Source organism: Pseudoxanthomonas sp. PXM03 (assembly GCF_014852005.1).
GTDB lineage: Bacteria > Pseudomonadota > Gammaproteobacteria > Xanthomonadales > Xanthomonadaceae > Pseudoxanthomonas_A.
This window is the reverse complement of sequence record NZ_JACVAU010000002.1, coordinates 109,540-133,944: the sequence shown is the minus strand read 5'-3', so window position 1 is coordinate 133,944 and position 24,405 is coordinate 109,540. Positions and strand designations below refer to the sequence as shown.

At 65.9% G+C, this 24,405-nt stretch carries 23 protein-coding genes and 2 tRNA genes; 24 read left to right on the top strand and 1 reads right to left on the bottom strand.

Going from position 1 to position 24,405, the window contains the following annotated elements; translation table 11 throughout:
• The first annotated feature begins 20 nt into the window (after window positions 1–20).
• From trpA to IB223_RS09365, 4 genes are all read left to right on the top strand, one after another.
• Window positions 21–818 carry a tryptophan synthase subunit alpha gene (trpA, locus tag IB223_RS09380; RefSeq protein WP_192201424.1) on the top strand — a complete coding sequence of 266 codons (798 nt, stop codon included), beginning with the start codon at window positions 21–23 and terminating at the stop codon, window positions 816–818.
• Window positions 819–905: 87 nt separating this feature from the next.
• The gene (accD, locus tag IB223_RS09375; protein ID WP_192201423.1) at window positions 906–1,799 is read left to right on the top strand and encodes an acetyl-CoA carboxylase, carboxyltransferase subunit beta; all 894 of its coding nucleotides are present in this window, start codon (window positions 906–908) and stop codon (window positions 1,797–1,799) included.
• Complete coding sequence (gene glmM / locus IB223_RS09370) at window positions 1,796–3,145, top strand: phosphoglucosamine mutase (protein ID WP_192201422.1); 1,350 nt, start codon at window positions 1,796–1,798, stop codon at window positions 3,143–3,145. Before accD ends, glmM begins: the two co-directional genes overlap by 4 nt.
• 76 nt (window positions 3,146–3,221) lie before the next feature.
• On the top strand, window positions 3,222–4,160 hold the full coding sequence (locus IB223_RS09365) for an isopenicillin N synthase family oxygenase (RefSeq protein ID WP_192201421.1): 939 nt from the start codon (window positions 3,222–3,224) through the stop codon (window positions 4,158–4,160).
• An 85-nt stretch (window positions 4,161–4,245) separates the two neighbouring features.
• On the opposite strand, the gene IB223_RS09360 is transcribed toward IB223_RS09365, so the two are convergent.
• Window positions 4,246–5,058: an SDR family NAD(P)-dependent oxidoreductase gene (locus IB223_RS09360; protein ID WP_192201420.1), complete on the bottom strand. Its 813-nt coding sequence runs from the start codon at window positions 5,056–5,058 to the stop codon at window positions 4,246–4,248.
• Between the two features lie 113 nt (window positions 5,059–5,171).
• On the opposite strand from IB223_RS09360, the gene tpiA reads away from it, so the two are divergent.
• The 20 genes from tpiA to nusA all read left to right on the top strand — a co-directional run bounded on the left by tpiA (window position 5,172) and on the right by nusA (window position 24,315).
• On the top strand, window positions 5,172–5,930 hold the full coding sequence (gene tpiA / locus IB223_RS09355; protein WP_192201419.1) for a triose-phosphate isomerase: 759 nt from the start codon (window positions 5,172–5,174) through the stop codon (window positions 5,928–5,930).
• 68 nt (window positions 5,931–5,998) lie between these two features.
• On the top strand, window positions 5,999–6,436 hold the full coding sequence (secG, locus tag IB223_RS09350) for a preprotein translocase subunit SecG (RefSeq protein ID WP_192201418.1): 438 nt from the start codon (window positions 5,999–6,001) through the stop codon (window positions 6,434–6,436).
• A 49-nt stretch (window positions 6,437–6,485) separates the two neighbouring features.
• Window positions 6,486–6,570, top strand: a tRNA-Leu gene (locus IB223_RS09345).
• A gap of 309 nt (window positions 6,571–6,879) precedes the next feature.
• A complete protein-coding gene (locus IB223_RS09340) occupies window positions 6,880–7,236 on the top strand; it encodes an NADH-quinone oxidoreductase subunit A (RefSeq protein ID WP_055943822.1) in 357 nt (118 codons plus the stop codon).
• The gene (locus IB223_RS09335; protein WP_093299488.1) at window positions 7,227–7,781 is read left to right on the top strand and encodes an NADH-quinone oxidoreductase subunit B; all 555 of its coding nucleotides are present in this window, start codon (window positions 7,227–7,229) and stop codon (window positions 7,779–7,781) included. The genes IB223_RS09340 and IB223_RS09335 overlap by 10 nt, the downstream gene beginning before the upstream one ends.
• 44 nt (window positions 7,782–7,825) lie before the next feature.
• Window positions 7,826–8,551 carry an NADH-quinone oxidoreductase subunit C gene (locus IB223_RS09330; protein WP_192201417.1) on the top strand — a complete coding sequence of 242 codons (726 nt, stop codon included), beginning with the start codon at window positions 7,826–7,828 and terminating at the stop codon, window positions 8,549–8,551.
• The gene (locus IB223_RS09325) at window positions 8,548–9,852 is read left to right on the top strand and encodes an NADH-quinone oxidoreductase subunit D (RefSeq protein ID WP_142124253.1); all 1,305 of its coding nucleotides are present in this window, start codon (window positions 8,548–8,550) and stop codon (window positions 9,850–9,852) included. The genes IB223_RS09330 and IB223_RS09325 overlap by 4 nt, the downstream gene beginning before the upstream one ends.
• Entirely contained in the window at window positions 9,849–10,376 is a 528-nt protein-coding gene (gene nuoE, locus IB223_RS09320; protein ID WP_192201416.1) for an NADH-quinone oxidoreductase subunit NuoE, read from the top strand. The genes IB223_RS09325 and nuoE overlap by 4 nt, the downstream gene beginning before the upstream one ends.
• 4 nt (window positions 10,377–10,380) lie before the next feature.
• Window positions 10,381–11,751, top strand: coding sequence for an NADH-quinone oxidoreductase subunit NuoF (gene nuoF, locus IB223_RS09315; protein ID WP_192201415.1), 1,371 nt, complete (start codon window positions 10,381–10,383; stop codon window positions 11,749–11,751).
• A complete protein-coding gene (gene nuoG / locus IB223_RS09310; RefSeq protein WP_192201414.1) occupies window positions 11,748–13,979 on the top strand; it encodes an NADH-quinone oxidoreductase subunit NuoG in 2,232 nt (743 codons plus the stop codon). Before nuoF ends, nuoG begins: the two co-directional genes overlap by 4 nt.
• The gene (nuoH, locus tag IB223_RS09305) at window positions 13,976–15,067 is read left to right on the top strand and encodes an NADH-quinone oxidoreductase subunit NuoH (RefSeq protein WP_192201413.1); all 1,092 of its coding nucleotides are present in this window, start codon (window positions 13,976–13,978) and stop codon (window positions 15,065–15,067) included. The genes nuoG and nuoH overlap by 4 nt, the downstream gene beginning before the upstream one ends.
• On the top strand, window positions 15,068–15,556 hold the full coding sequence (nuoI, locus tag IB223_RS09300; RefSeq protein WP_055943845.1) for an NADH-quinone oxidoreductase subunit NuoI: 489 nt from the start codon (window positions 15,068–15,070) through the stop codon (window positions 15,554–15,556).
• A 10-nt stretch (window positions 15,557–15,566) separates the two neighbouring features.
• A complete protein-coding gene (locus IB223_RS09295) occupies window positions 15,567–16,220 on the top strand; it encodes an NADH-quinone oxidoreductase subunit J (protein WP_192201412.1) in 654 nt (217 codons plus the stop codon).
• Window positions 16,217–16,522 (top strand): NADH-quinone oxidoreductase subunit NuoK, encoded by a 306-nt coding sequence (gene nuoK, locus IB223_RS09290; RefSeq protein ID WP_192201411.1) that lies wholly within the window; start codon window positions 16,217–16,219, stop codon window positions 16,520–16,522. Before IB223_RS09295 ends, nuoK begins: the two co-directional genes overlap by 4 nt.
• A 16-nt stretch (window positions 16,523–16,538) precedes the next feature.
• Window positions 16,539–18,770 (top strand): NADH-quinone oxidoreductase subunit L, encoded by a 2,232-nt coding sequence (nuoL, locus tag IB223_RS09285; protein ID WP_192201410.1) that lies wholly within the window; start codon window positions 16,539–16,541, stop codon window positions 18,768–18,770.
• Between the two features lie 60 nt (window positions 18,771–18,830).
• Window positions 18,831–20,342, top strand: a complete 1,512-nt coding sequence (locus tag IB223_RS09280; RefSeq protein WP_192201409.1) for an NADH-quinone oxidoreductase subunit M — start codon at window positions 18,831–18,833, stop codon at window positions 20,340–20,342.
• A 9-nt stretch (window positions 20,343–20,351) separates the two neighbouring features.
• Window positions 20,352–21,815, top strand: coding sequence for an NADH-quinone oxidoreductase subunit NuoN (gene nuoN, locus IB223_RS09275; protein ID WP_192201408.1), 1,464 nt, complete (start codon window positions 20,352–20,354; stop codon window positions 21,813–21,815).
• Between the two features lie 126 nt (window positions 21,816–21,941).
• Window positions 21,942–22,018: transfer RNA gene (locus IB223_RS09270), tRNA-Met, on the top strand.
• Window positions 22,019–22,188: 170 nt separating this feature from the next.
• Window positions 22,189–22,800 carry a ribosome maturation factor RimP gene (gene rimP, locus IB223_RS09265; RefSeq protein WP_192201407.1) on the top strand — a complete coding sequence of 204 codons (612 nt, stop codon included), beginning with the start codon at window positions 22,189–22,191 and terminating at the stop codon, window positions 22,798–22,800.
• Between the two features lie 3 nt (window positions 22,801–22,803).
• On the top strand, window positions 22,804–24,315 hold the full coding sequence (gene nusA, locus IB223_RS09260; RefSeq protein WP_192201406.1) for a transcription termination factor NusA: 1,512 nt from the start codon (window positions 22,804–22,806) through the stop codon (window positions 24,313–24,315).
• Window positions 24,316–24,405: the final 90 nt, after the last annotated feature.

The window sequence follows — 24,405 nt, the reverse complement described above, 5'->3', positions numbered from 1 at the left end:
TCCAGCACCGTGAGCACGTCATGTCCCGTTTCGAACACAAATTCGCCGAGTTGAAGGTCGCCAACCGCAAGGCCCTGGTGCCCTTCATCACCGCTGGCGACCCCTCGCTGGAATCCACCGTGCCGGTGATGCATGCGCTGGTGGCTGCCGGTGCCGACGTGATCGAGCTGGGCGTGCCGTTCTCCGACCCGATGGCCGACGGTCCGGTCATCCAGCGCAGCTCGGAGCGCGCGCTGGCGCGAGGGGCCGGCCTGCGCTACGTGCTGGAGGCGGTGGAGGTGTTCCGCCAGCAGGACGATGCCACGCCCATCGTGCTGATGGGCTACCTGAATCCGGTCGAGATCCATGGCCCGGCGCGTTTCTCGCGGGAGGCCGTCGCCGCAGGCGTGGATGGCGTGCTGCTGGTCGACCTGCCGCCGGAAGAAGCCGGCGAGACGCGCGCCATCTTCGACGAGCATGGCCTGGCACTGATCGCGCTGGCGTCGCCGACCACCTCGCCGGAACGCCTGCGGATGCTGTGCGATACCGCGCAGGGCTACCTGTATTACGTCAGCTTTGCGGGCGTCACTGGCGCGTCCGACCGTCTGGACATCGGCGCGGCGGGCGAGCGCCTGAAGCAGCTGCGGGCGGACTCCCGTGTGCCAGTGGTGGCCGGCTTCGGCATCAAGGACGCGGCCAGTGCAGCGGCGATGGCTGTCGACGCCGACGGCGTGGTGGTAGGCAGCGCGCTGGTTGCGGCGCTGGCCGAAGCGGGCGCGGACGCGCCGGCCCGGGCCTCCGCCTTCCTGGCCCCGCTGCGTGCGGCAATGGACGGCTGAAGCACCGTACGGCTGTGCATGGACGACTGAGCTAAACTGCCGCGCTAATCCATCAGGCCCCTCCCGGGGCAGGCAGCAAGACCACGCATGAGCTGGCTCAGCAAACTGATGCCGTCGGGCATCCGCACCGAGGGCAACGCAGGCAAGAGCAAACGCAGCGTCCCCGAGGGCCTGTGGGAAAAATGCGACCGCTGCGGCGCGGTGCTTTACCGCCCGGAGCTGGAAGAGAACCTGGAGGTCTGCCCGAAGTGCAGCTTCCACATGCCGATCCGCGCCCGCGCCCGCATGGCGGCGTTGTTCGACCCGGGCAGCACGCGCGAGATCGGCGCGGCACTGGGCCCGACCGATGTGTTGAAGTTCAAGGACCAGAAGAAGTACGCCGACCGCATCAAGGCCGCGCAGAAGAGCACCGGCGAGCGCGATGCGCTGATCACCCTGCAGGGCACGCTGAAGGGCCGTGACCTGGTTGCCAGCGCGTTCGACTTCGCCTACATGGGCGGCTCGATGGGCTCGGTGGTCGGCGAGCGCTTCTCGCTGGGTGCGGAAAAGGCGCTGGAGATCGGCTCGCCGTTCGTGTGCTTCTCCGCCAGCGGCGGCGCGCGCATGCAGGAAAGCCTGTTCTCGCTGATGCAGATGGCCAAGACCTCCGCCGCGCTCGGCCGCCTTCGCGAGGCCGGCCTGCCGTACATCTCGGTGATGACCCACCCCACCACGGGTGGCGTATCGGCCAGCTTCGCCATGCTGGGCGACATCAATCTGGCCGAGCCAGAAGCGCTGATCGGCTTCGCCGGCCCGCGCGTGATCGAGCAGACCGTGCGCGAGACGTTGCCGGAAGGTTTCCAGCGGTCGGAGTTCCTGGTGGCGCACGGCGCCATCGACCAGATCTGCGACCGCCGCGAGCTGCGTGACCGCCTGGCCGACCTACTGGCGTTGATGATGCGACAGCCCAAGCCCGAACAAAGCGACCTGGTGACCGCATGAGCCGCAAATATTTCGGCACCGATGGCATCCGTGGCCGCGTGGGTACCAGCCCGATCTCAGCCGACTTCGTGCTGCGCCTGGGCAACGCGCTGGGCCGCGTGCTGTGCCAGAACGCCGGCGATGCGCGTCCGGTGGTGGTGATCGGCAAGGACACGCGCATTTCAGGCTACATGTTCGAAGCGGCGCTGGAAGCCGGCCTGGTCGCCGCCGGTGCCGACGTGCAGTTGATGGGCCCGATGCCCACGCCTGCGGTCGCCTTCCTGACCCGCACACTGGGTGCGGACGCCGGCATCGTGATCAGCGCGTCGCATAACCCGCACTACGACAACGGCATCAAGTTCTTCTCGGCCGAAGGCGAGAAACTGGATGACGCGACGGAACTGGCCATCGAAGCCGCGTTGGATGCGCCGTTCTTCACCGCCGAATCCGAGAAGCTCGGCAAGGCGATCCGCACCCGCGATGCGGTCGGCCGCTACATGGAGTTCTGCAAGGCCAGCGTGCCGCGCCGTTTCGACCTGAAGGGACTGAAGCTGGTGCTGGACTGCGCGCATGGCGCGACGTACCACATCGCACCGCTGCTGTTCCGAGAACTGGGTGCCGACGTCATCACCATCGGTGCCGAGCCGAACGGCGTCAACATCAACGACGGCGTGGGCTCCATGCACATCGACAGCCTGGCCGCGAAGGTGCGCGAGTCCGGTGCCCATCTGGGCATCGCTTTCGATGGCGACGGCGATCGGGTGCTGATGGCCGACGGGCAGGGTGCGCCGGTCGACGGCGACCAGCTGATCTATCTGCTGGCGCGTGACTGGCAGGCGAGCGGGCGGTTGCGTGGCCCGGTGGTCGGCACGCTGATGACCAACTACGGCCTGGAACGCGCGCTGGCCAAGCTCGAGATTCCCTTCGTCCGCACCAAGGTCGGTGATCGCTACGTGCACCAGGCACTGGTGGAAGGCAATGCGGTTCTCGGGGGCGAAGCGTCAGGCCATCTCCTGTGCCTGGATCGCACCACCACCGGCGACGCCATCATCGCCGCGCTGCAGGTGCTGGAAGCCCTGAGGCGTCGCAAGGTCTCGCTGCGTGATGCGCTCGATGGCCTGGCGATGCTGCCGCAGAAGACCATCAACGTGAAGCTGGCCAACGGCGCCAAACCCACCGAGGCCGCGAGTGTGCAGGCCGCGCTCGCGCAGGCGCAGGCGGCGGTGTCGGGCCGCGGCCGGGCATTCCTGCGCCCTTCCGGCACCGAGCCGGTGGTGCGCGTGACGGTCGAGGCCGATGACGACGCGCTGGTGAAGGACACGCTGGAAACCCTGGCCGAGGCCGTGCGGGCTGCCGCCACTGCTTGAGCCTGATCAATGAACACCTGGCGCGGGAACGCTTCAATGGCGCTCCCGCGCAACACACCTGTTGGAGCAGAACCGCATGAGTGCCCGCATCCCCACCCTGGACATCACCCGTTTCGACACCGACCGCGAGGCCTTCGTGGCCGAGTTGGGCGCGGCCTACCGTGAATGGGGGTTCGCCGGCATCCGCAACCATGGCATCCCGCAAGTGCAGATCGATGCGGCCTACGAAGTGTTCAAGCGTTTCTTCGCACTGCCCGACGAGGTGAAGAAGCAGTACCACGTGGCGGGCGGTGGCGGTGCGCGCGGCTACACGCCGTTCGGCGTGGAGACCGCGAAGGATTCCAAGCACTTCGACCTGAAGGAGTTCTGGCATATCGGGCGCGAGATTCCCGACGACTCGAAGTACCGCGACGTGATGCCGCCGAACCTGTGGCCGGACGAAGTGCCCGGCTTCCGTGAGCACGGCTATGGCCTGTACCAGGCGCTGGACCAGTTGGGTTCGCGCGTGCTGTCGGCGCTGGCGTTGCACATCGGCCTGCCGGAAACCTACTTCGCCGACAAGACGGATTCCGGTAACTCGATCCTGCGCCCCATCCACTACCCGCCGATCACCGCCGACGACATCCCGAACGTGCGTGCCGGCGCGCACGAGGACATCAACCTGATCACGCTGCTCGTGGGTGCCAGCGCCGCGGGCCTGGAAGTGAAGTCGAAGCAGGGCGAGTGGGTGCCGTTCACCTCCGACGCCGACACCATCGTGGTCAACATCGGCGATATGCTGCAGCGCCTGACCAACCACGTGTACCCGTCGACCACGCATCGCGTGACCAATCCGCCGGGCGAACAGGCACGCCAGCCGCGTTATTCCGTACCGTTCTTCCTGCACCCGAATCCGGACTTCCTGATCGACGTGTTGCCGTCCACGGTCACGCCGGACAATCCGAAGCGCTATCCCGAGCCGATCACGGCGCAGGGTTACCTGGAAGAGCGCCTGCGCGAGATCAAGCTCAAGTAGGAGCGCCGCGCAGGCACGAAGCGTCGCGGGGATGGCCCGCTCCCGCAGATTGCCAGGCGCCCTGCGAGCGCCTTGGGCTGGTCGCTCAGTCCAGCGGTCGCACCTTGCGGGAGTTGCGCGCCATCAGCCCCATCGCCCACCGGTACGGCAGCAGCTTCGCGATCGCGTGCAGCAACCGGTAGCGCCATCCCGGCACCACCAGCACCGCGCCACGTTCATTGCCGTCGATGCCGGCCCGCGCCACGTCGGCAGCCTGCAGCCACATCGTCGGTGACACGCGCATGCGTGCGCGGGTGCCGGTGACATCGTGGAACTCGGAATAGGTGAAGCCCGGGCACAATGCGGTCACCTTGACGCCGCGCTCGGCATTCTCCAGCGCCAGCGCTTCGCTGAACTTCACCAGGAAGCTCTTGGCCGGCGCATACAGCGTCTGCCCGTCGGCGGCCGGCATCAGGGCGGCGAACGAGGCGACATTGAGGATGCGGCCCTCGCCGGAGGCCCGGATCGATGGCAGCAGGCGCCATGTCAATTCGCAGACTGCGGTCACCATCACCTGCAGGAATGCCGCGTGATCGGACCAGTCGCTGCTGCGATAGCGTCCCGGCAGGCCATACCCGGCGTTGTTGACCAGGATGCGGACCCTCACCCCGCGCTGCTCCAGTTCGCTGGCCAGCGCGGCAGGCGCCGCAGGGTCGGCCAGGTCGGCGGCCACCACTTCCACGGGCACCTGCGCCTGTAGCTCCTCCGCCAGCGCCTGCAGCCGTTCCGCACGCCGGGCCGTCAACACCAGCGGGACGCCACGGCGGGCATATTCGCGCGCAATCTGCTCGCCGATGCCGCTGGAGGCGCCGGTGACCAGTGCATAGCCCGGGGACTGGGCAGGGGAGGCATCTGGCATGGGCGGATCCTGATCGGGAGGGGCGGGTCGGCAAGCACGATAACGTGGCGGGTAGGTGCGACGGCAAACATCCGCTAGACTGCGCGGCCCCGAACTGGACAGGAATTGGTCTTATGCGCCGCAAGCTCGTGGCTGGGAACTGGAAGCTCCACGGCAATCGCGGTTTCGCCACCGCGCTGATGGACGAGTTGGTCGCCAGCCTCCCGCTGGACGGCGTGGACCTGCTGGTCCTGCCGCCATTGCCCTATCTGGGTGAGCTGATCGAAGACTACGGTCACCGGGGTATCGCGTTCGGCGCGCAGGACGTCAGCAGCAACGAGAAGGGCGCATACACCGGCGAGGTGTCGGCCTCCATGCTTGTCGACGTGGGCGCGCGGTACGGCCTGGTGGGCCATTCAGAGCGCCGCCAGTACCACAACGAGAGCAGCGAGTTCGTGGCGCGCAAGTTCGTCGCGGCCAAGCACGCCGGCCTGATCCCCGTGCTCTGCGTGGGCGAGACCGAGCAGCAGCGCAAGGACGGCCAGACCGAGTTCCGGATCCTCAAGCAGCTGGAAGCCGTGTTCGACCTTGCCGGACCGCAGGCCTTCGCCGATGCGGTGATCTCCTACGAGCCCGTCTGGGCCATCGGCACCGGCCTGACCGCCACGCCGGAGCAGGCGCAGGCCGTCCATGCCTTCATCCGTGGCGAAGTGGCCGCACGCGATGCTAGAATCGCCGATTCGCTGACCCTCCTGTACGGAGGCAGCGTGAAGCCCGACAACGCCGCGGAACTGTTTTCGCAGCCCGATGTCGATGGAGGGCTGGTGGGCGGTGCTTCACTGGTCGCCCGGGATTTCCTGGCCATCGCGCAGGCGGCGGCCGGTCGGGGGTAGCCCCTGGCAAGACCGGACCCTCGCGGGCCGGACGACTCAACCGGTTGAGACTGATTCCGATGCAGTGGATGTTGATCCTGAATGTGGTTTACGTGCTGGTGGCCATCGCCATCATCGCGCTGGTGCTGATGCAGCGTGGCTCGGGTGCCCAGGCCGGTTCCGGCTTCGGCGGCGGGGCTTCGGGCACGGTGTTCGGCGCGCGCGGCGCGTCCAACTTCCTGTCCAAGAGCACCAAGTGGCTTGCCATCGTGTTCTTCGGGATCAGTCTGTTCATGGCGTGGTACGCCACGCACAGCGCGCGTCCGACCACGCAGCAGAATCTCGGCGTGATGTCGCAGCTGCCGGCGGCACCCGCTGCTCCCGCGGGCGAACTGCCGAAGCCGTCGACCGTGCCCAGCACGCCGATCCAGCAGGCTCCCGCGCCGGCCGGCACCGTGCCTGCCGCACCGCAGGATGCAGTGCCCGCAGGCGAACAGGCGCCGGCGACACCGCCGCAGGGCGGCTGAGCCCGGCTACAATGGCGGGGTGCGCGAAGCGCTGCGCAAAGGTTTGATTGCCCAGGTGGCGGAATTGGTAGACGCACTACCTTGAGGTGGTAGCGACGAAAGTCGTAGGGGTTCGAGTCCCCTCTTGGGCACCAATACAGCGGGTCGGCACGAATGTCGTTCCCGCAGCGAAAAACCCGCCATCCGGCGGGTTTTTTCTTGTGTCGACAAGCGCGATATGCGCGGGTAATCGTTTACTAGCGAGTTCACGAACCGTTACAATCCCGGCGATTCATCGGGTGCCCGGTACGTGTTGCGGAAGGGCTCCCGCGGAAGGTGGGCCCGGGCGGCGTCGCCAAAGGGTCGGTCGCGGCGCACACCGTGGCCGGGCGGGCGATGCAAGCCCCATTCATGCCGAGCCGCAGTCATGCGCGCCGGCGGATAGGACAAGAAGAGACAAGCGAGTGCTGGCCAACTACCTGCCCACCCTGTTGTTCCTGATCGTCGCCACCGGCATCGGCATCGCGCTGATGGTGGCCGGCCGCTTCCTGGGGCCGCGTCGTCCGGACGCGCAGAAGCTGTCCCCGTACGAATGCGGCTTCGAGGCTTTCGAAGACGCGCGCATGAAGTTCGACGTGCGCTATTACCTGATCGCCATCCAGTTCATCGTGTTCGATCTGGAAATCATCTTCATTGTTCCGTGGACGCTGGTGTTCCAGGAGCTGGGCCCGCGTGCACTCGTCACGATGGGCCTGTTCGTGGGCATGCTGTTCCTCGGCTTCATTTACGTTTGGAAGAAGGGAGCGCTCGAATGGGAGTGATCCAGACCGTCGACCGTCTGATGAACAACCCGATCCCGGAAGGGCGGGTGGACGACATCCTGCGCCCCGAAGGCGACAACCCGCTGCTGGAAAAGGGCTACGTCACCACCAGCGTCGATGCGCTGATGAACTGGGCGCGCACCGGTTCGATGTGGCCGATGACCTTCGGCCTAGCGTGCTGTGCGGTGGAGATGATGCACGCCGGCACCTCGCGCCTAGACCTGGATCGCTACGGCGTGGTATTCCGCCCGTCGCCGCGCCAGTCGGACGTGATGATCGTGGCGGGCACGCTGGTCAACAAGATGGCCCCCGCGCTGCGCAAGGTCTACGACCAGATGCCCGAGCCGAAGTGGGTGATCTCGATGGGCAGCTGCGCCAATGGCGGCGGCTACTACCACTACTCGTACTCCGTCGTGCGCGGTTGCGACCGCATCGTGCCGGTGGACGTCTACGTACCTGGTTGCCCGCCCACGGCCGAGGCGCTGGTGTACGGCATCCTCCAGTTGCAGAAGAAGATCTGGCGCACGCAGACCATCGCACGCTGATTCCTGCTTCCCCCGACATCCCCCTTCAGAGCACGCCACGCCCCATGGCAGAGCAAGCTGCAAACTTCACCGACCAGCTGCGCGCCCGCTTCGCGGACGCGACGGTCAGCGTGGCCGAGCCGCGCGGCGAAATCACGCTGGAAGTGCCGTCCGCCTCCTGGCACGCCGTCTGTCTGGCGCTGCGCGACGAGTTCGGTTTCGAACAGGCCGTCGATGTCAGTGGCGTCGATTACCTGGGCTACGGCAGCACCGAATGGGACACGGCCGATGTGTCCTCCGAGGGCTTCAGTCGCGGCGTGGAGGGTTTCGGCCCGGGACGTTTCAACTGGGAGCAGCGCCCGCAGGGTGCCTCGCAGCCCAACCGCTTCGCGGTGGTCCTGCACCTGCTGTCGTACCAGCACAACCGTCGCGTCCGCGTGCGCTGCTTCGCGCCGGATGACGGTCTTCCGGTCGTCGCCTCGCTGTGCGACGTATGGCCGGGCCTGAACTGGTTCGAGCGCGAGGCGTTCGACCTGTACGGCATCATTTTCGAAGGTCATCCGGACCTGCGCCGCATCCTGACCGATTACGGTTTCGTCGGTCATCCGTTCCGCAAGGACTTCCCGCTGATCGGCAACGTCGAAGTCCGCTACGACGAAGAAAAGAAGCGCGTGGTGTACGAACCGGTCACTTCGGTCGAGCCGCGCGTCGGCGTGCCGCGCGTGATCCGCGACGACGCGCGCTACCAGACCGCCGCCGGCGAAGCCGCCGCGCGCGAGGGCAAGGCATGAGCAATCCGCAATCCGGCGTCGCGTTCGCCAGCAACCCTGCTGAAGGCAAACAGGAGATCCGCAACTACACGCTGAACTTCGGCCCGCAGCATCCGGCCGCGCACGGCGTGCTGCGCCTGATCCTGGAAATGGACGGCGAGACCATCGTCCGCGCGGACCCGCACGTGGGCCTGCTGCACCGGGGCACCGAAAAGCTGGCCGAGTCCAAGCCGTTCAACCAGTCGATCGGCTACATGGATCGCCTCGACTACGTGTCGATGATGTGCAACGAGCACGCCTACGTGCGCGCCATCGAAACCCTGATGGGCATCGAGGCGCCGGAGCGCGCGCAGTACATCCGCACAATGTTCGACGAGATCACCCGCATCCTGAACCACCTGATGTGGATCGGCTCCAATGCGCTCGACCTCGGGGCGATGGCAGTGATGCTGTACGCCTTCCGCGAGCGCGAGGAGCTGATGGACTGCTACGAAGCGGTCAGTGGCGCGCGCATGCATGCGACGTACTACCGTCCGGGCGGCGTGTATCGCGACCTGCCGGACCGCATGCCGAAGTACAAGGAATCGCCGTGGCGCAAGGGCAAGGCGCTGAAGCAGTTCAACCAGGCGCGCGAAGGCTCCCTGCTGGACTTCCTTGAAGACTTCACCAACGAATTCCCCAAGCGCGTCGACGAATACGAGACGCTGCTGACAGACAATCGCATCTGGAAGCAGCGCACCGTCGGCATCGGCGTGGTCTCGCCCGAGCAGGCGCGCGCGCTGGGCATGACCGGCGCGATGCTGCGTGGTTCGGGTATCGCCTGGGACCTGCGCAAGAAGCAGCCCTACGCCAAGTACGACGTGGTCGATTTCGACATTCCGGTCGGCGTGAACGGCGACTGCTACGACCGCTACCTGGTCCGCGTCGCCGAGATGCGCCAGTCCAACCGCATCATCCAGCAGTGCGTGAAGTGGTTGAAGGCCAATCCCGGCCCGGTCATGGTGCAGAACTTCAAGGTCGCGCCCCCCTCCCGCGAGGAGATGAAGGACGACATGGAAGCGCTGATCCACCACTTCAAACTCTTCAGCGAGGGCTACTGCGTGCCGGCCGGCGAGACCTATTCCGCCGTCGAGGCGCCGAAGGGCGAGTTCGGCTGTTACCTGGTGTCCGATGGCGCCAACAAGCCCTTCCGCGTGAAGCTGCGCGCCCCGGGTTTCGCGCACCTGTCCTCCATGGACGAGATCGTGCGCGGCCACATGCTTCCCGACGTCGTCGCGATGATCGGTACCTATGATCTTGTCTTTGGTGAGGTGGACCGATGAGGGCCACGGGTAATTTCGAGGCGGCGCAGAACGTCGATCCGCTGGTGGCGTTGAGCGAAAAGACGCGCGCGCACATCGATCATTGGCTGACCAAGTTCCCGCCGGACCGCAAGCGCTCCGCGGTGCTGCAGGGCCTGCATGCCGCGCAGGAACAGAACGATGGCTGGCTGACCGACGAGCTGATCGCCGCCGTCGCCAAGTACCTCGACTTGCCGCCGGTGTGGGCGTACGAGGTCGCCAGCTTCTATTCGATGTTCGAGACCGAGAAAGTCGGCCGCAACAACGTGGCCTTCTGCACCAACATCAGCTGCTGGCTCAACGGCGCCCAGGACCTGGTCGCCCACGCCGAGAAGAAGCTGGGCTGCAAGCTGGGCGAGTCCACCGCCGACGGTCGCGTGTACCTGAAGCGCGAGGAAGAGTGCGTGGCCGCGTGCTGCGGCGCACCGGTCGTGGTCATCAACGGCCACTACCACGAGAAGCTGACGCCGGCGAAAGTCGACGAACTGCTGGACGGGCTGGAGTAAGCGCATGGCAGGCCACTCACACTACTCAGAGGGCTACGGCCCGGTCGGCCCTGCTCCCAAGGAGCACCAGGCCGTCTACACCACGCTGCACTTCGACAAGCCGTGGTCGTATGAGAACTATCTGAAGACCGGCGGTTACGCTGCGCTGCGCAGGATCATCGAAGAGAAGATCCCGCCGGCCGACGTCGTCGAGATGGTCAAGCAGTCCGGCCTGCGCGGCCGTGGCGGCGCGGGCTTCCCGACCGGCCTGAAGTGGAGCTTCATGCCCAAGGGCGACATGCAGAAGTACATCCTCTGCAACTCGGACGAATCCGAGCCGGGCACCGCCAAGGACCGCGACATCCTGCGCTACAACCCGCATGCGGTGATCGAAGGCATGGCGATCGCCTGCTACGCCACCGGTTCGACCGTGGGCTACAACTACCTGCGCGGCGAATTCCACCACGAGCCCTTCGAGCATCTGGAAGAAGCGACCGCTGAAGCCTACAAGCACGGTTGGCTGGGCAAGAACATCCTCGGCTCCGGCGTGGACATCGACCTGTACAACGCGCTCGGCGCGGGCGCCTACATCTGCGGCGAAGAAACCGCGCTGATGGAGTCGCTGGAAGGCAAGAAGGGCCAGCCGCGCTTCAAGCCGCCGTTCCCGGCCAACTTCGGCCTGTACGGCAAGCCGACCACGATCAACAACACCGAGACCTACGCGTCGGTGCCGGCCATCGTGCGCAACGGCGCCGAGTGGTTCATGAACCTGGGCAAGCCCAACAACGGCGGCTGCAAGATCTTCTCGGTTTCCGGCCATGTGGCGAAGCCGGGCAACCATGAGATCCGCCTGGGTACGTCGTTTGCCGAGCTGCTCGAGCTGTGTGGCGGCATGCGCGAAGGCCGCAAGCTCAAGGCGGTCATTCCTGGCGGCTCCTCGATGCCGGTGTTGCCGGGCGAGGTGATGATGGGCCTGACGATGGACTACGACAGCATCCAGAAGGCCGGTTCCGGCCTGGGCTCGGGCGCCGTCGTCGTGATGGACGACACCACCTGCATGGTGCGTGCGTGCCAGCGCATCGCGCGCTTCTACTACAAGGAAAGCTGCGGCCAGTGCACGCCGTGCCGCGAAGGCACCGGCTGGATGTACCGCATGCTGACCCGCGTGGCGGAGCACAAGGCCACCCTCGAGGACCTGCAGACACTGCGTGCCGCTGCGGGTCAGATCGAGGGCCACACCATCTGCGCGTTCGGCGAAGCCGCCGCGTGGCCGGTGCAGGGCATGCTGCGCCACTTCTGGCACGAATTCGAATACGCGATCGTGAACAAGCGTTTCCTCGTCGATGACGAGCGCGACGGCACGGTGGTCCGTTCCAACCTGGAGGTGGCCGCGTGAGTGCGCAGCCCGTGAATCCCAACCTGCCGCCGGACCACGTCACCGTCTTCATCGACGGGCAGGAGTTGGCCGCGCCCAAGGGTTCGATGATCATCCAGGCGGCCGACAAGGCCGGTATCCCGATCCCGCGCTTCTGCTACCACGAGAAGCTGCCGATCGCGGCGAACTGCCGCATGTGCCTGGTGGAAGTCGAGAAGATGCCGAAGCCGGCACCGGCGTGTGCCACGCCGGTGATGGACGGTATGAAGATCGCCACGCGCAGCGACAAGGCGTTGAAGTCGCAGCGCAACGTGATGGAATTCCTGCTGATCAACCATCCGCTGGACTGCCCGATCTGCGATCAGGGCGGCGAATGCGAGTTGCAGGACCTGTCGCTGGGTTACGGCCGTTCGGTCAGTCGCTTCCAGGAACGCAAGCGCGTGGTGCCGGACGAGGACATTGGTCCGCTGGTCGCCACCGAGATGACCCGCTGCATCCAGTGCACGCGCTGCGTACGCTTCACCGCGGACGTCGCCGGCACCTATGAGCTGGGCGGCATGTACCGAGGCGAGAACCTGCAGATCGGCACCTACGACGGCAAGCCGCTGACCACCGAGATCTCCGGCAATGTCATCGATGTGTGCCCGGTGGGCGCGCTGACCAACAAGGTGTTCCAGTTCCGCGCCCGTCCGTGGGAATTGATCGCACGCGAATCCGTCGGTTTCCACGACGCGATGGGTTCCAACGTGTTCTACCACTCGCGCCGCGGCCAGGTGCTGCGCACCGTCCCGCGCGAGAACGAGTCCGTCAACGAATGCTGGCTGTCCGACCGCGACCGCTATTCGCACCAGGGCTTGTACGCCGATGACCGCGCGGTTAAGCCCCTGCAGAAGGTCAACGGCGAGTGGCGCGAAGTGTCCTGGGCCGAAGGCCTGGCCGCCGCTGCCGAGATCCTGCGCGCGAACAGGGGCGACAGCCTCGGCGTGCTGGTGCACCCGGCGGTGTCGAACGAGGAGGGCGGCCTGCTGGCAAAGCTCGCCGACGGCCTCGGGACCGGCAACCTGGACCACCGCATCAACAACCGCGACTTCTCCGACGGCGCGGTGGCGGAACCGTTCGCGCTGCCGCTGGCGGAGATCGAGCAGGCCGATGTCATCGTGCTGTTCGGCACCAACATCCGACATGAGCTACCGCTGCTGCACCAGCGCATCCGCAAGGCCGTCCGCAAGGGCGCCAAGGTGCACGTGGTCAACCCGGTCGACTTCGATTTCGCGTTCGGCATCGCCGGCAAGCACATCGTCGCGCCGTCTAAGCTCGGTGCTGCGTTGAACGACGCCGCGCTGCGCGACGTCGCCGAGGCCGCCAACCGCGCGGTCGTGATCGTCGGTGGCATCGTCGAGAACCATCCGCAGGCCGCCGCACTGCGCAGTGCCGCTGCTGACTTCGTCGCCGCGACGGGCGCATCGCTGTGCCGCATCCCGCAGGGTGCCAACGCGCTTGGCCTGGCGCGCCACGGCGTGCTGCCTAGCGGTCGCGACGTGGCGGGCATGTTCGCCGAGCCGCGCAATGCCTATGTCATCTACGGCATCGAGCCGGGCCTGGATTTCGCCGATACACCGGCTGCAACGAAGGCGCTGGTGTCGGCGAAGGTCGTGGCGTTCAGCCACTTCGCCTGCAAGTCGACGCGCGACGTGGCCGACGTGATCCTGCCGATCGGACTGTTGCCCGAGATCGACGCGACGCTGACCAACCTGGACGGCATGGATCAGCGCACGCAAGCCGCCGGCAAGCTGCCGGGCGAAGCGCGTGACGGCTGGAAGGTGCTGCGCGCACTGGGCGGGGAACTGCAACTCGCCGGCTTCGAGTTCACCGATATCACCGGCGCACGCGGTGCTGCCGGAGCGAAGTCTGTCGCCGTGGCGAAGTCTGCTGCGCCGGCCAGCAACGGGCAGGGCCTGGAGCTGGCCGTCACCGCGGCGATCTACCGCATCGACGGCACCGTCCGCCGTGCCGAAGCGCTGCAGGCGCACCCGCTGAACGTGGGTGACCGCATCGTGCTGAACCCTGCCGACGCGCAGGCCGCGGGCGTCGCCGAAGGCCAGATGGCCAAGGTCGGCAACGGCATCGGCACGGCCGCGCTGCCGGTGGTGGTGGATGTCCGCGTCGCCGCGGGCGTCGCCTGGATCGAGAGCGGCTACGGTGCCACGGCGCCGCTGGGCGCCGGACGCGTGACGGTGGTGAGCGCATGAACGAGCTGTTGATCAACGCGGTCGGGCCCCTGCGCGAGTGGTTCTTCGGGCTGGGCGACATCGGCATGGTGCTGTGGATCGTGCTGAAGATCCTGGTGATCGCCATGCCGGTGATCATCTCGGTCGCGTTCTACGTGGTGTGGGAGCGCAAGCTGATCGGCTGGATGCACGTGCGCCACGGGCCGATGTACGTGGGCATGGGCATCTTCCAGGCCTTCGCCGACGTCTTCAAGCTGCTGTTCAAGGAAATCATCCAGCCCAGCAGCGCGCAGAAGACCATGTACATCCTGGCGCCGCTGATCACGCTGGCGCCGGCCTTCGCCGCGTGGGCGGTGGTGCCGTTCGATTACCAGCTGGTGCTGTCGAACGCGAACGCCGGCCTGCTGTACCTGCTGGCGATGACCTCGCTCGGTGTGTACGGCATCATCATCGCCGGCTGGGCCTCGAACTCGAAGTACGCCTTCCTCGGCGCGATGCGCTCGGCCGCGCAGGTGGTCAGCTACGAGATCGCGATGGGCTTCGCGCTGGTGGGCGTGCTGATCGCCGCCGGCAGCCTGAACCTGACCGACATCGTGATGGCGCAGGCCGGCAACGCCGGCTTCTTCGAGTGGTTCTGGCTGCCGCTGTTCCCGTTGTTCATCGTGTACTGGGTGTCCGGCGTCGCCGAGACCAACCGTTCGCCGTTCGACGTAGTGGAAGGCGAGTCGGAAATCGTCGCCGGCCATATGGTCGAGTATTCGGGTGCGGCGTTCGCGCTGTTCTTCCTGGCCGAATACGCCAACATGATCCTGGTCAGTTTCCTGGTGTCGCTGTTCTTCCTGGGCGGCTGGCTGAGCCCGCTGCAGGGCTGGATCACCGCCGACGTATCGCCCTGGATCAACTGGATCTGGACCGGCGGCTGGCCGTGGCTGCTGCTGAAGGTGCTGTTCTTCGCCAGCGCCTACATCTGGTTCCGCGCCAGTTTCCCGCGCTACCGCTACGACCAGATCATGCGGCTGGGCTGGAAGGTGTTCATCCCGCTGACCATCGCATGGATCGCGGTGACGGCGTTGCTGGTGTTCTTCGGCGTGTTCGAGAAGGGTGTGTAAATGAACAAGGTTGTGCACTACTTCAAGAGCCTGATGCTGCTGGAACTGATGCAGGGCCTGTGGCTGACGCTGAAGTACACCTTCAAGCCGAAGTACACGCTGATGTACCCGATGGAGAAGTTCCCGCAGTCGCCGCGTTTCCGTGGCCTGCATGCGTTGCGCCGCTATCCCAACGGCGAAGAGCGCTGCATCGCGTGCAAGCTGTGCGAGGCGGTGTGCCCGGCGCTGGCCATCACCATCGACTCGGCCCCGCGCGAGGACGGCACCCGCCGTACCACGCGCTACGACATCGATCTGTTCAAGTGCATCTACTGCGGCTTCTGCGAGGAAAGCTGCCCGGTGGATTCGATCGTAGAAACGCACGTGCTGGAGTACCACTTCGACAAGCGTGGCCAGAACATCGTGACCAAGCCGCAGCTGCTGGCGATTGGCGACCGGCTGGAAGCCGAAATCGCCGAACGCCGCGCCGCCGACGCCGCCTTCCGCTGAGGTCCAAAGAATGGATTGGGTTTTGATCAGCTTCTACGCCTTCGCCACCGTCGCGGTCGTCGCCGCCGGCGCGGTGATCAGCGTGCGCAACCCGGTGCATGCCGTGCTGTGCCTCATCCTGACGTTCTTCTCGGTGGCCTGCACCTGGCTGCTGGTTGGCGCGGAGTTCCTGGGCGTCGCCCTGATCCTCGTCTACGTGGGCGCGGTGATGGTGCTGTTCCTGTTCGTGGTGATGATGCTCGACATCGACGTCGACGCGCTGCGCGAAGGCTGGGTCAAGTTCCTGCCCGCAGGCTTGCTGGTGGCGATCGTGATGCTGGTGCAGATGCTGGTGCTGATCGGCATCAAGGCGAAGATGGCGGCGCCGTTCCCGGACAACGCCGCCTCGGCTGCTGCCGATGTGTCCAACACGGCGTGGCTGGCGCGCACGCTGTTCACCGAGTTCCTGCTGCCGTTCGAGTTCGCCGCCGTCATCCTGACCGTCGCCGTGGTGGCTGCGGTGATGCTGACGCTGCGCAAGCGCACCGGCATCAAGACGCAGGATCCGGGTGAGCAGTCGCGGGTGAAGGCGAGCGATCGCATCCGCATCATCAAGATGTCCGCGGAGAAGCCGGTGCGTGAAGCGCCGTCCACCCCGGCGGGCGAAGGGGAGGGCACGCCATGATCACGGTCGGTCACCTGCTGGCACTGGGCGCGGTGCTGTTCTGCATCAGCCTGGCGGGCATTTTCCTGAACCGCAAGAACGTCATCGTGCTGCTGATGTCGATCGAGTTGATGCTGCTGTCGGTCAACATCAACTTCGTCGCGTTCTCGCGCGAACTGGGCGACGCCGCCGGCCAGATCTTCGTGTTCTTCATCCTGACCGTGGCCGCGGCCGAGGCCGCCATCGGCCTGGCGATCCTGGTCACCCTGTTCCGCACCCGGCGCACGATCAACGTCGCCGAAGTCGATACGCTCAAAGGCTGATGCACCGATGACCGGTATGGAAGTCCTTCTTTCCAAGAACGTGCTGCTGGCGATCGTGCTGGCGCCGCTGCTGGGCAGCATCATCGCCGGGCTGTTCGGCCGCTTCGTCGGTCGCGCCGGCGCGCACACGGCCACCATCCTGGGCGTGGCGACCAGCTGTGCGCTGTCGTGCTGGGTGCTGTACCAGCTGGTGGCGCAGGGTGCGTCCCCGTTCAACCAGAACCTCTATACCTTCTTCGAGGTTGGCAACATCACCGGCCACGTCGGTTTCATGATCGACAAGCTGACGGCGATGATGATGGTGGTGGTGACCTTCGTGTCGCTGCTGGTGCACATCTACACCATCGGCTACATGGCGGAAGACCCGGGTTATCAGCGGTTCTTCAGCTACATCTCGCTGTTCACCTTCAGCATGCTGATGCTGGTGATGAGCAACAACTTCCTGCAGCTGTTCTTCGGCTGGGAAGCAGTGGGCCTGGTGTCGTACCTGCTGATCGGCTTCTGGTTCAAGCGTCCGACGGCGATCTTCGCCAACATGAAGGCGTTCCTGGTCAACCGCGTCGGCGATTTCGGCTTCCTGCTCGGTATCGGCTGCGTACTGCTGATGTTCGGCACCCTGGACTACGCCACCGTGTTCGCCAACTCGCCGATGCTGGCCGGCAAGGCCGTGCCGGTCTGGTCCGGCGCGCTCACCCTGTTCGGCGAAACCTGGCAGGTGCTCGACCAGCCGGTGATCTGGTCGATGGCCACGCTGACCTGCATCTGCCTGTTCATCGGCGCGATGGGCAAGTCGGCGCAGGTGCCGTTGCATGTCTGGTTGCCTGATTCGATGGAAGGCCCCACGCCGATCTCTGCGCTGATCCATGCGGCCACGATGGTCACCGCCGGCATCTTCATGGTGGCGCGCATGTCGCCGCTGTTCGAGCTGTCGCAGACGGCTCTGGACTTCGTGCTCTTCATCGGCGCGACGACCGCATTGTTCACCGGCCTGATCGGCATCGTGCAGAACGACATCAAGCGTGTCGTGGCGTATTCCACGCTGTCGCAGCTGGGCTATATGACGGTGGCGCTGGGCGTGTCGGCATACTCGGCCGCGGTGTTCCACCTGATGACGCACGCCTTCTTCAAGGCGCTGCTGTTCCTGGCGGCCGGCTCGGTCATCATCGGCATGCACCACGAGCAGGACATGCGGAAGATGGGCGGCCTGCGCAAGTACATGCCCATCACCTGGATCACCAGCCTGATCGGCACGCTGGCGCTGGTCGGCACGCCGTTCTTCTCCGGGTTCTACTCGAAGGACACCATCATCGAGGCCGCCAAGCACCACCAGCACGTGGCGCACGAGGTGGGCAAGGAAGTGGCCGAGATGGGCGTCATGGCCGCGCAGGGATACCAGGGGCCGAGCGAGTGGATCGCCAACTATGGTTACTGGGCGGTGCTGTTGGGCGTCTTCGTCACCAGCTTCTACAGCTTCCGGCTGCTGTACCTGACGTTCCATGGCAAGGAGCGTTTCCGTGACGCGCATGCGGATCATGGCCATGGCCACGATGCCCATCACGACCATGCCCACGATGACCATGGTCACGACGATCACGGCCACCACGGCGCGCATGAGCCGCATGAGTCTCCCTGGGTGGTGACGGTGCCGCTGGTGCTGCTGGCGATTCCGTCGATCCTGATCGGTTTCTTCACCATCGGCCCGATGTTGTTCGGCACCGACTGGACGGGTCACCACGAAGCGACGCCGTTCTTCCTCGGCGCGATCGACTTCCTGCGGATCGATCCGAATCTGGCCCTGTCGCCGCGCGACACCGTGATGGCATTGAAGGCAGAGTTCCACAGTCCGTGGGAATTCGCCGTGCATGGCATGAAGATGCCGCCGTTCTGGTTGGCGCTGGGGGGCTTCGTCCTCGCGACCTTCCTGTACCTGTTCAAGCCGGAACTGCCGGGCAAGGTCCGCAACAGCACGGTCGGCGCCTTCCTGACCAACATCCTGGACAAGAAGTACTGGGCCGACCACCTCTGGATCAACGGCTTTGCCGGCGGTGGCGTGAAACTGGGCAAGGCGTCCCGTGCCTTCGACAGCCACGTGATCGACGGCGCGGCGGTGAACGGCACGGCCAAGCTGGTCGACCTGGGCGCGCACCTGCTGCGCAAGACCCAGTCCGGCTACCTGTACCACTACGCGTTCGCGATGATCGTCGGCCTGATCCTGCTGTTGGGCGTCGTCATCAAGTTTTGGCAGTAACGACCTGACGCCGCCGCTCCGGCGGATCGTCCTGGCGAAGAACTCAACGGATAACACAACGTGTCGAACTGGCCCCTGCTTAGTGTTCTGATCTGGCTGCCCATCCTGGGTGGCGCGCTGGTGCTCGCGCTGGGCAATGCCCGCGCGGATGCGGCCCGCTGGCTGGGCTTCGCGGTGGCGGTGCTGACCTTCGTCTTCAGCGTCGGGCTGCTGACCGGGTTCGACTACGCCAACCCGGGCCTGCAGTTCGTCGAAAACCATGCGTGGATCCCCAGTTTCGACATCCACTACAACCTCGGCGCCGACGGCATCGCGGTGGCGCTGCTGCTGCTCAACACGCTGATCACCGTGCTGACGCTTGCCGGCGCGTGGGGCTCGGTGAACAAGCGCGTGGCGCAGTACGTGGCCGCGTTCCTGATCCTGGAAGGCCTGACCAACGGCATCTTCGCCGCCAGCGACGCGGTCCTGTTCTACGTGTTCTTCGAGGCAATGCTGATCCCGATGTTCCTGATCATCGGTGTCTGGGGCGGTCCGCGCCGTATTTATGCCTCGCTGAAGTTCTTCCTGTACACGTTCCTTGGCTCGGTGCTGATGCTGGTCGGCCTGGTGTATCTGTACATCAAGGGTGGCAGCTTCCAGCTGGCCGACCTGTACGCGATGCCGCTGACGGCGAAGGAACAGACTTGGCTGTTCTTCGCGTTCCTGATCGCATTCGCGGTGAAGATCCCGATGTTCCCGGTGCACACCTGGCTACCGGACGCGCACGTCGAGGCGCCGACTGCCGGTTCGGTGATCCTGGCGGCCATCGCACTGAAGATCGGTGGCTACGGCCTGCTGCGCTTCAGCCTGCCGATCGTGCCGGATGCTGGCCACGAGTGGGCGACGTTCGTCATCGTGCTGTCGCTGATCGCCGTGGTCTACGTGGGCCTGGTGGCGCTGGTGCAGGACGACATGAAGAAGCTGATCGCCTATTCGTCGGTCTCGCACATGGGCTTCGTCACCCTCGGCATCTTCATCGCCTTCAGCCTGGTACGCGACTACGGCAACCTGGACGGCGCGCGCCTGGGCCTGCAGGGCGCGATGGTGCAGATGATCAGCCACGGCTTCATCTCCGGCGCGATGTTCACCTGCGTCGGCGTGCTCTACGACCGCATGCACACCCGCATGATCAAGGACTACGGCGGGGTCATCAACACGATGCCGTGGTTCGGCGCCTTCTTCATCCTGTTCGGCATGGCCAACTCCGGCCTGCCGGGCACCAGCGGCTTCGTCGGCGAGTTCATGGTCATCCTGGCCAGCTTCCAGCAGCATCCGCTGATCGCCTTCTTCGCCGCCACCACGCTGGTGATCGGTGCGGCCTATACGCTGTGGCTGGTCAAGCGCGTGATCCTCGGCGACGTGGCCAATGCCCATGTGGCCGAGCTGAAGGACGTGTCCCTGCGCGAGGCGTTGGTACTGGGCGGGTTCGCCGTCTGCGTACTGGCGCTGGGTGTGTATCCCAAGCCGCTGACGGACCTGATGGAGCCGTCGATCGCGCAACTGGCGATGCAGCTCGCCAACAGCAAGCTGTAAGGAAGAACGATGACGACGCCGATGCCCATCTCCGCCGCCGACCTGCAGCCGCTGCTGCCGGAGCTCACCCTGATCGCGGGCGCGTTCGCGCTGCTGATGCTGGACCTGTTCCTCGACAGCTCCCGCCGCATCATCACCCACGCTCTGGCGCTGGTCGTCATGGTCGCGGTGGTCTGGATGCTGGCGACCGGTGTGGGCGGGCAGGGCAGCGTGTTCAGCGGCATGTTCGTGCGCGACACGCTGGCCGATGTCAGCAAGGTCGTGATCGTCGCCGTCAGCGCGTTGTCGCTGGTCTACGGCTGGCCCTACCTGCGCGAGCGCAACCTGTATCCGGGCGAGGCGCCCGTACTGGTGATGTTCGCCACCGCCGGCATGATGGTGATGGTATCGGCCGGCAGCCTGGTGATGGTCTATCTGGGGCTGGAGCTGCTGGCGCTATGTTCCTATGCGCTGGTGGCGCTGAACCGCGACGACGGCCTGGCGACCGAAGCGGCGATGAAGTACATCGTGCTGGGTTCGCTGGCGTCCGGCCTGCTGTTGTATGGCATGTCGCTGGTGTACGGCGCGACCGGTTCGCTGCAGTTGCCGGCGATCTTCGATGCCACGGGCGCGGCACTGGCAGGCGGCGGTGAGCAGCGCATGCTGTTGCTGACCGGCGTGGTGTTCATGGTGGCGGGTGTGGCCTTCAAGCTGGGCGCGGCGCCGTTCCACATGTGGCTGCCCGACGTCTACCAGGGCGCCTCGACGCCGGTGACGCTGTTCATCAGTGCGGCACCGAAGCTCGCTGCGTTCGGCATGGCATTCCGCCTGCTGCAGGATGGCGTGGGCCCGGCCGCGGCACAGTGGCAATGGCTGCTGGCGGGACTGGCGGCGGCGTCGCTGGTGATCGGCAACGTGATCGCCATCGCGCAGACCAACCTGAAGCGCATGCTGGCGTACTCCACGGTGTCGCACGTCGGCTTCCTGCTGGTCGGCTTCGCTGGCGGCGGGGAGACGGGGTACTCGGCAGCACTGTTCTACGCGATCAGCTACGCGATCATGTCGGCGGCGGCGTTCGGCGCGATCATCGTGCTGTCGCGCCAGGGCTTCGAGGCTGACAGGATCGACGACTTCAAGGGCCTGAATGCGCGCAATCCGTGGCAGGCGGGCCTGGTGCTGTGCGTGATGGCGTCCCTGGCCGGCGTACCGCCTTTCCTCGGCTTCTGGGCCAAGCTGGTCGTGCTGGGCGCGGCGGTCAACGGCGGCTTCCTGTGGCTGGCCATCGTCGGCGTGCTGTGCGCGGTCATCGGCGCCTTCTACTACCTGCGCGTGATCAAGGTGATGTACTTCGACGAGCCGGTCGGCGAGATTCCGCCGCCGCGCGCCGATCGCGTGGTGCCGGTGGTGTTCGGCGTGAACGCGCTTGCGCTGCTCGCGCTGGGTGTCGCGTGGAATCCGATCATGGCGTGGTGCAAGCTGGCATTCGCCGGCTGAGGCGCGGGTCGCCGGAGTTTCCGTCGGCGAGGTCCTGCCGGCGGCGCGTGATGAACGCGATGTTTCAAGTTGGTGCATCACAAGGCTTGCAATGCACCGGCGTATTCATCATAATTTCGCTTCTGCTGCGGGGTGGAGCAGTCTGGCAGCTCGTCGGGCTCATAACCCGAAGGTCGCAGGTTCAAATCCTGCCCCCGCTACCATGTTTGTCCGAGGCCGCCTGAGTACAGGCGGCCGACGAAAAACCTGGGCACGCAACGACGCATGTTCCCGTCGTTGCACCGACATCCAGCGTATCGGACAAGGGGCCCATCGGGCCCCTTGTTTGTTTCAGCGATACGCACGGCACTACCAAACCATCGGCATCGAATCCGTGAGCGAGAAGGCCAACCACATCGCCAACCTGCTGGCACCGACGGTCCAGGCCCTGGGCCTGGAGCTGCTGGGCATCGAGTACCTGCCGGCTCCCGGCAGCGCCACGTTGCGCCTGTATATCGATGTGCAGGAAGCCGAGCGCGATACGCGCCACGTCAACGTCGAGGACTGCGAGGCGGTGAGCCGTGAAGTCTCGGCGCAGCTGGACGTGGAGGATCCCATCACCGGCAACTACACGCTGGAAGTGTCCTCGCCCGGCGTGGACCGGCCGCTGTTCGAACTGGCCCACTTCGCCCGCTTCCTGGGCGAGACGGCCAAGGTGGTGCTCAAGCTGCCGCAGGATCGTCGTCGCCGTCTGCAGGGCGCGATCAGCCGTATCGAAGGCGAGGACATCGTGTTCACCGTGGACGACGCCGAAATGACGGTGGCGTTCGATAATATCGACAAGGCGCGCCTGGTCCCCGACTGGGCGGCGCTGGGCCTGGCGCCCGAGAAACCCGGTGGCGGCCGCAAGGCCGGTGCCAAGGCTGGGGACGCCAAGCGCGCACCGGCCAGAAAAGCCAAGAAAAAACCCAACCAACCGGCGGCCCGCAAGCCGCGCGCGGAGTGATCAATGAGTAAGGAATTGTTGCTGGTCGTGGATGCGGTGGCCAACGAAAAGGGCGTGCCGCGCGAAGTCATCTTCGATGCCATCGAGGCCGCCCTGGCGTCCGCCGCCAAGAAGCGCTACATGGACCAGGACGTGCAGGTGCGCGTCACCATCGACCACAAGGACGGCAGCTACGAGACGTTCCGCCGCTGGGAAGTGGTGGCCGATGACGTGGTGATGGAGTCGCCGGACCGCCAGATCCGCCTGATGGATGCCGAGGACGAAGCCGAAGGCGCCGAAGTGGGCGACTGGATCGAAGAGAAGATCGAGAACCCGGATTTCGGCCGCATCGCCGCGCAGGCCGCCAAGCAGGTCATCGTGCAGCGCGTGCGCGAAGCCGAGCGCGCGCAGGTGGTCGATGCCTGGAAGGACCGCGTGGGCGAACTGGTTACCGGCGTGGTCAAGCGCGCCGAGCGCGGCAACATCTACGTGGACCTGGGCGGCAACGCCGAGGCCTTCATCCCGAAGGACAAGGGCATCCCGCGCGACGTGCTGCGCGCTGGCGACCGCGTCCGTGGCTACCTGTTCGACGTGCGCTACGAACCGCGCGGCCCGCAGCTGTTCATCAGCCGCGCCGCACCGGAGTTCATGATCGAGCTGTTCAAGCTGGAAGTGCCGGAAGTGGGCCAGGGCCTGGTCGAGATCAAGGCCTGTGCACGCGATCCGGGCGACCGCGCCAAGATCGCCGTGCTCGCGCACGACACCCGCACCGATCCCATCGGCGCCTGCATCGGCATGCGCGGTTCGCGCGTGCAGGCCGTGAGCAACGAGCTGAACGGCGAGCGGGTGGATATCGTGCTGTGGAACGACAACCCGGCCACCTTCGTCATCAACGCGATGGCACCGGCGGAAGTGCAGTCGATCATCGTCGATGAAGAGAAGCATTCGATGGACCTGGCCGTGGCGGAAGACCGCCTGGCACAGGCGATCGGCAAGGGCGGCCAGAACGTGCGCCTGGCCAGCCGCCTGACGGGCTGGCAGCTCAACGTCATGACCGCCGACCAGGTGCAGGCCAAGAGCGAGGCCGAACAGGCCGTCGCCCGCCAGCTGTTCATGGACAAGCTGGAAGTGGACGAGGAAATCGCCGCCATCCTGGTCGCCGAGGGCTTCAGCACGGTCGAGGAAATCGCCTACGTGCCGGTCGGCGAACTGCTGGCTGTCGAGGGCTTCGACGAGGACATCGTCGAGGAACTGCGCTCGCGCGCCCGCGACGCGCTGCTGAACGAGGCGCTGGCCGAGGAAGAGGGCCTGGAGGACGACCATCCGGCCGAGGACCTGCTGGCGCTGGAAGGCATGGACGAAGAGACGGCGTTCGCGCTGGCCTCGCATGGCGTCCGTACCAGCGAGGACCTGTCCGACCTGGCCGCCGACGAAGTGGTCGAATTCGGCATCGAAGGACTGGACGAGAGCCGCGCCGCGGCGCTGATCCTGGCCGCCCGTGCCGAAGAGATCGCTCGTTTGGAGCGCGGCGCATGAGCGCCGCCCCGGCCCGCCTGGGACGCGGCGCATGAGCCACCCATGAACACCGCCCTGGCACCCGCAGGGCTTAGAATTCCCCCTCTTGAA

Excerpts from the sequence above, each read along its gene's own strand:
- accD (WP_192201423.1), top strand. The coding sequence starts at position 906 with ATGAGCTGGCTCAGCAAACTGATGCCGTCGGGCATCCGCACCGAGGGC.
- IB223_RS09330 (WP_192201417.1), top strand. The coding sequence starts at position 7,826 with ATGGCAGAGCAAGCTGCAAACTTCACCGACCAGCTGCGCGCCCGCTTC.
- IB223_RS09325 (WP_142124253.1), top strand. The coding sequence starts at position 8,548 with ATGAGCAATCCGCAATCCGGCGTCGCGTTCGCCAGCAACCCTGCTGAA.
- nuoH (WP_192201413.1), top strand. The coding sequence starts at position 13,976 with ATGAACGAGCTGTTGATCAACGCGGTCGGGCCCCTGCGCGAGTGGTTC.
- IB223_RS09295 (WP_192201412.1), top strand. The coding sequence starts at position 15,567 with ATGGATTGGGTTTTGATCAGCTTCTACGCCTTCGCCACCGTCGCGGTC.
- nuoI (WP_055943845.1), top strand. The coding sequence starts at position 15,068 with ATGAACAAGGTTGTGCACTACTTCAAGAGCCTGATGCTGCTGGAACTG.
- nuoF (WP_192201415.1), top strand. The coding sequence starts at position 10,381 with ATGGCAGGCCACTCACACTACTCAGAGGGCTACGGCCCGGTCGGCCCT.
- IB223_RS09335 (WP_093299488.1), top strand. The coding sequence starts at position 7,227 with ATGGGAGTGATCCAGACCGTCGACCGTCTGATGAACAACCCGATCCCG.
- trpA (WP_192201424.1), top strand. The coding sequence starts at position 21 with ATGTCCCGTTTCGAACACAAATTCGCCGAGTTGAAGGTCGCCAACCGC.
- secG (WP_192201418.1), top strand. The coding sequence starts at position 5,999 with ATGTTGATCCTGAATGTGGTTTACGTGCTGGTGGCCATCGCCATCATC.
- IB223_RS09360 (WP_192201420.1), bottom strand. The coding sequence starts at position 5,058 with ATGCCAGATGCCTCCCCTGCCCAGTCCCCGGGCTATGCACTGGTCACC.
- IB223_RS09365 (WP_192201421.1), top strand. The coding sequence starts at position 3,222 with ATGAGTGCCCGCATCCCCACCCTGGACATCACCCGTTTCGACACCGAC.
- nusA (WP_192201406.1), top strand. The coding sequence starts at position 22,804 with ATGAGTAAGGAATTGTTGCTGGTCGTGGATGCGGTGGCCAACGAAAAG.
- tpiA (WP_192201419.1), top strand. The coding sequence starts at position 5,172 with ATGCGCCGCAAGCTCGTGGCTGGGAACTGGAAGCTCCACGGCAATCGC.
- glmM (WP_192201422.1), top strand. The coding sequence starts at position 1,796 with ATGAGCCGCAAATATTTCGGCACCGATGGCATCCGTGGCCGCGTGGGT.
- nuoE (WP_192201416.1), top strand. The coding sequence starts at position 9,849 with ATGAGGGCCACGGGTAATTTCGAGGCGGCGCAGAACGTCGATCCGCTG.
- nuoN (WP_192201408.1), top strand. The coding sequence starts at position 20,352 with ATGACGACGCCGATGCCCATCTCCGCCGCCGACCTGCAGCCGCTGCTG.
- nuoK (WP_192201411.1), top strand. The coding sequence starts at position 16,217 with ATGATCACGGTCGGTCACCTGCTGGCACTGGGCGCGGTGCTGTTCTGC.
- nuoL (WP_192201410.1), top strand. The coding sequence starts at position 16,539 with ATGGAAGTCCTTCTTTCCAAGAACGTGCTGCTGGCGATCGTGCTGGCG.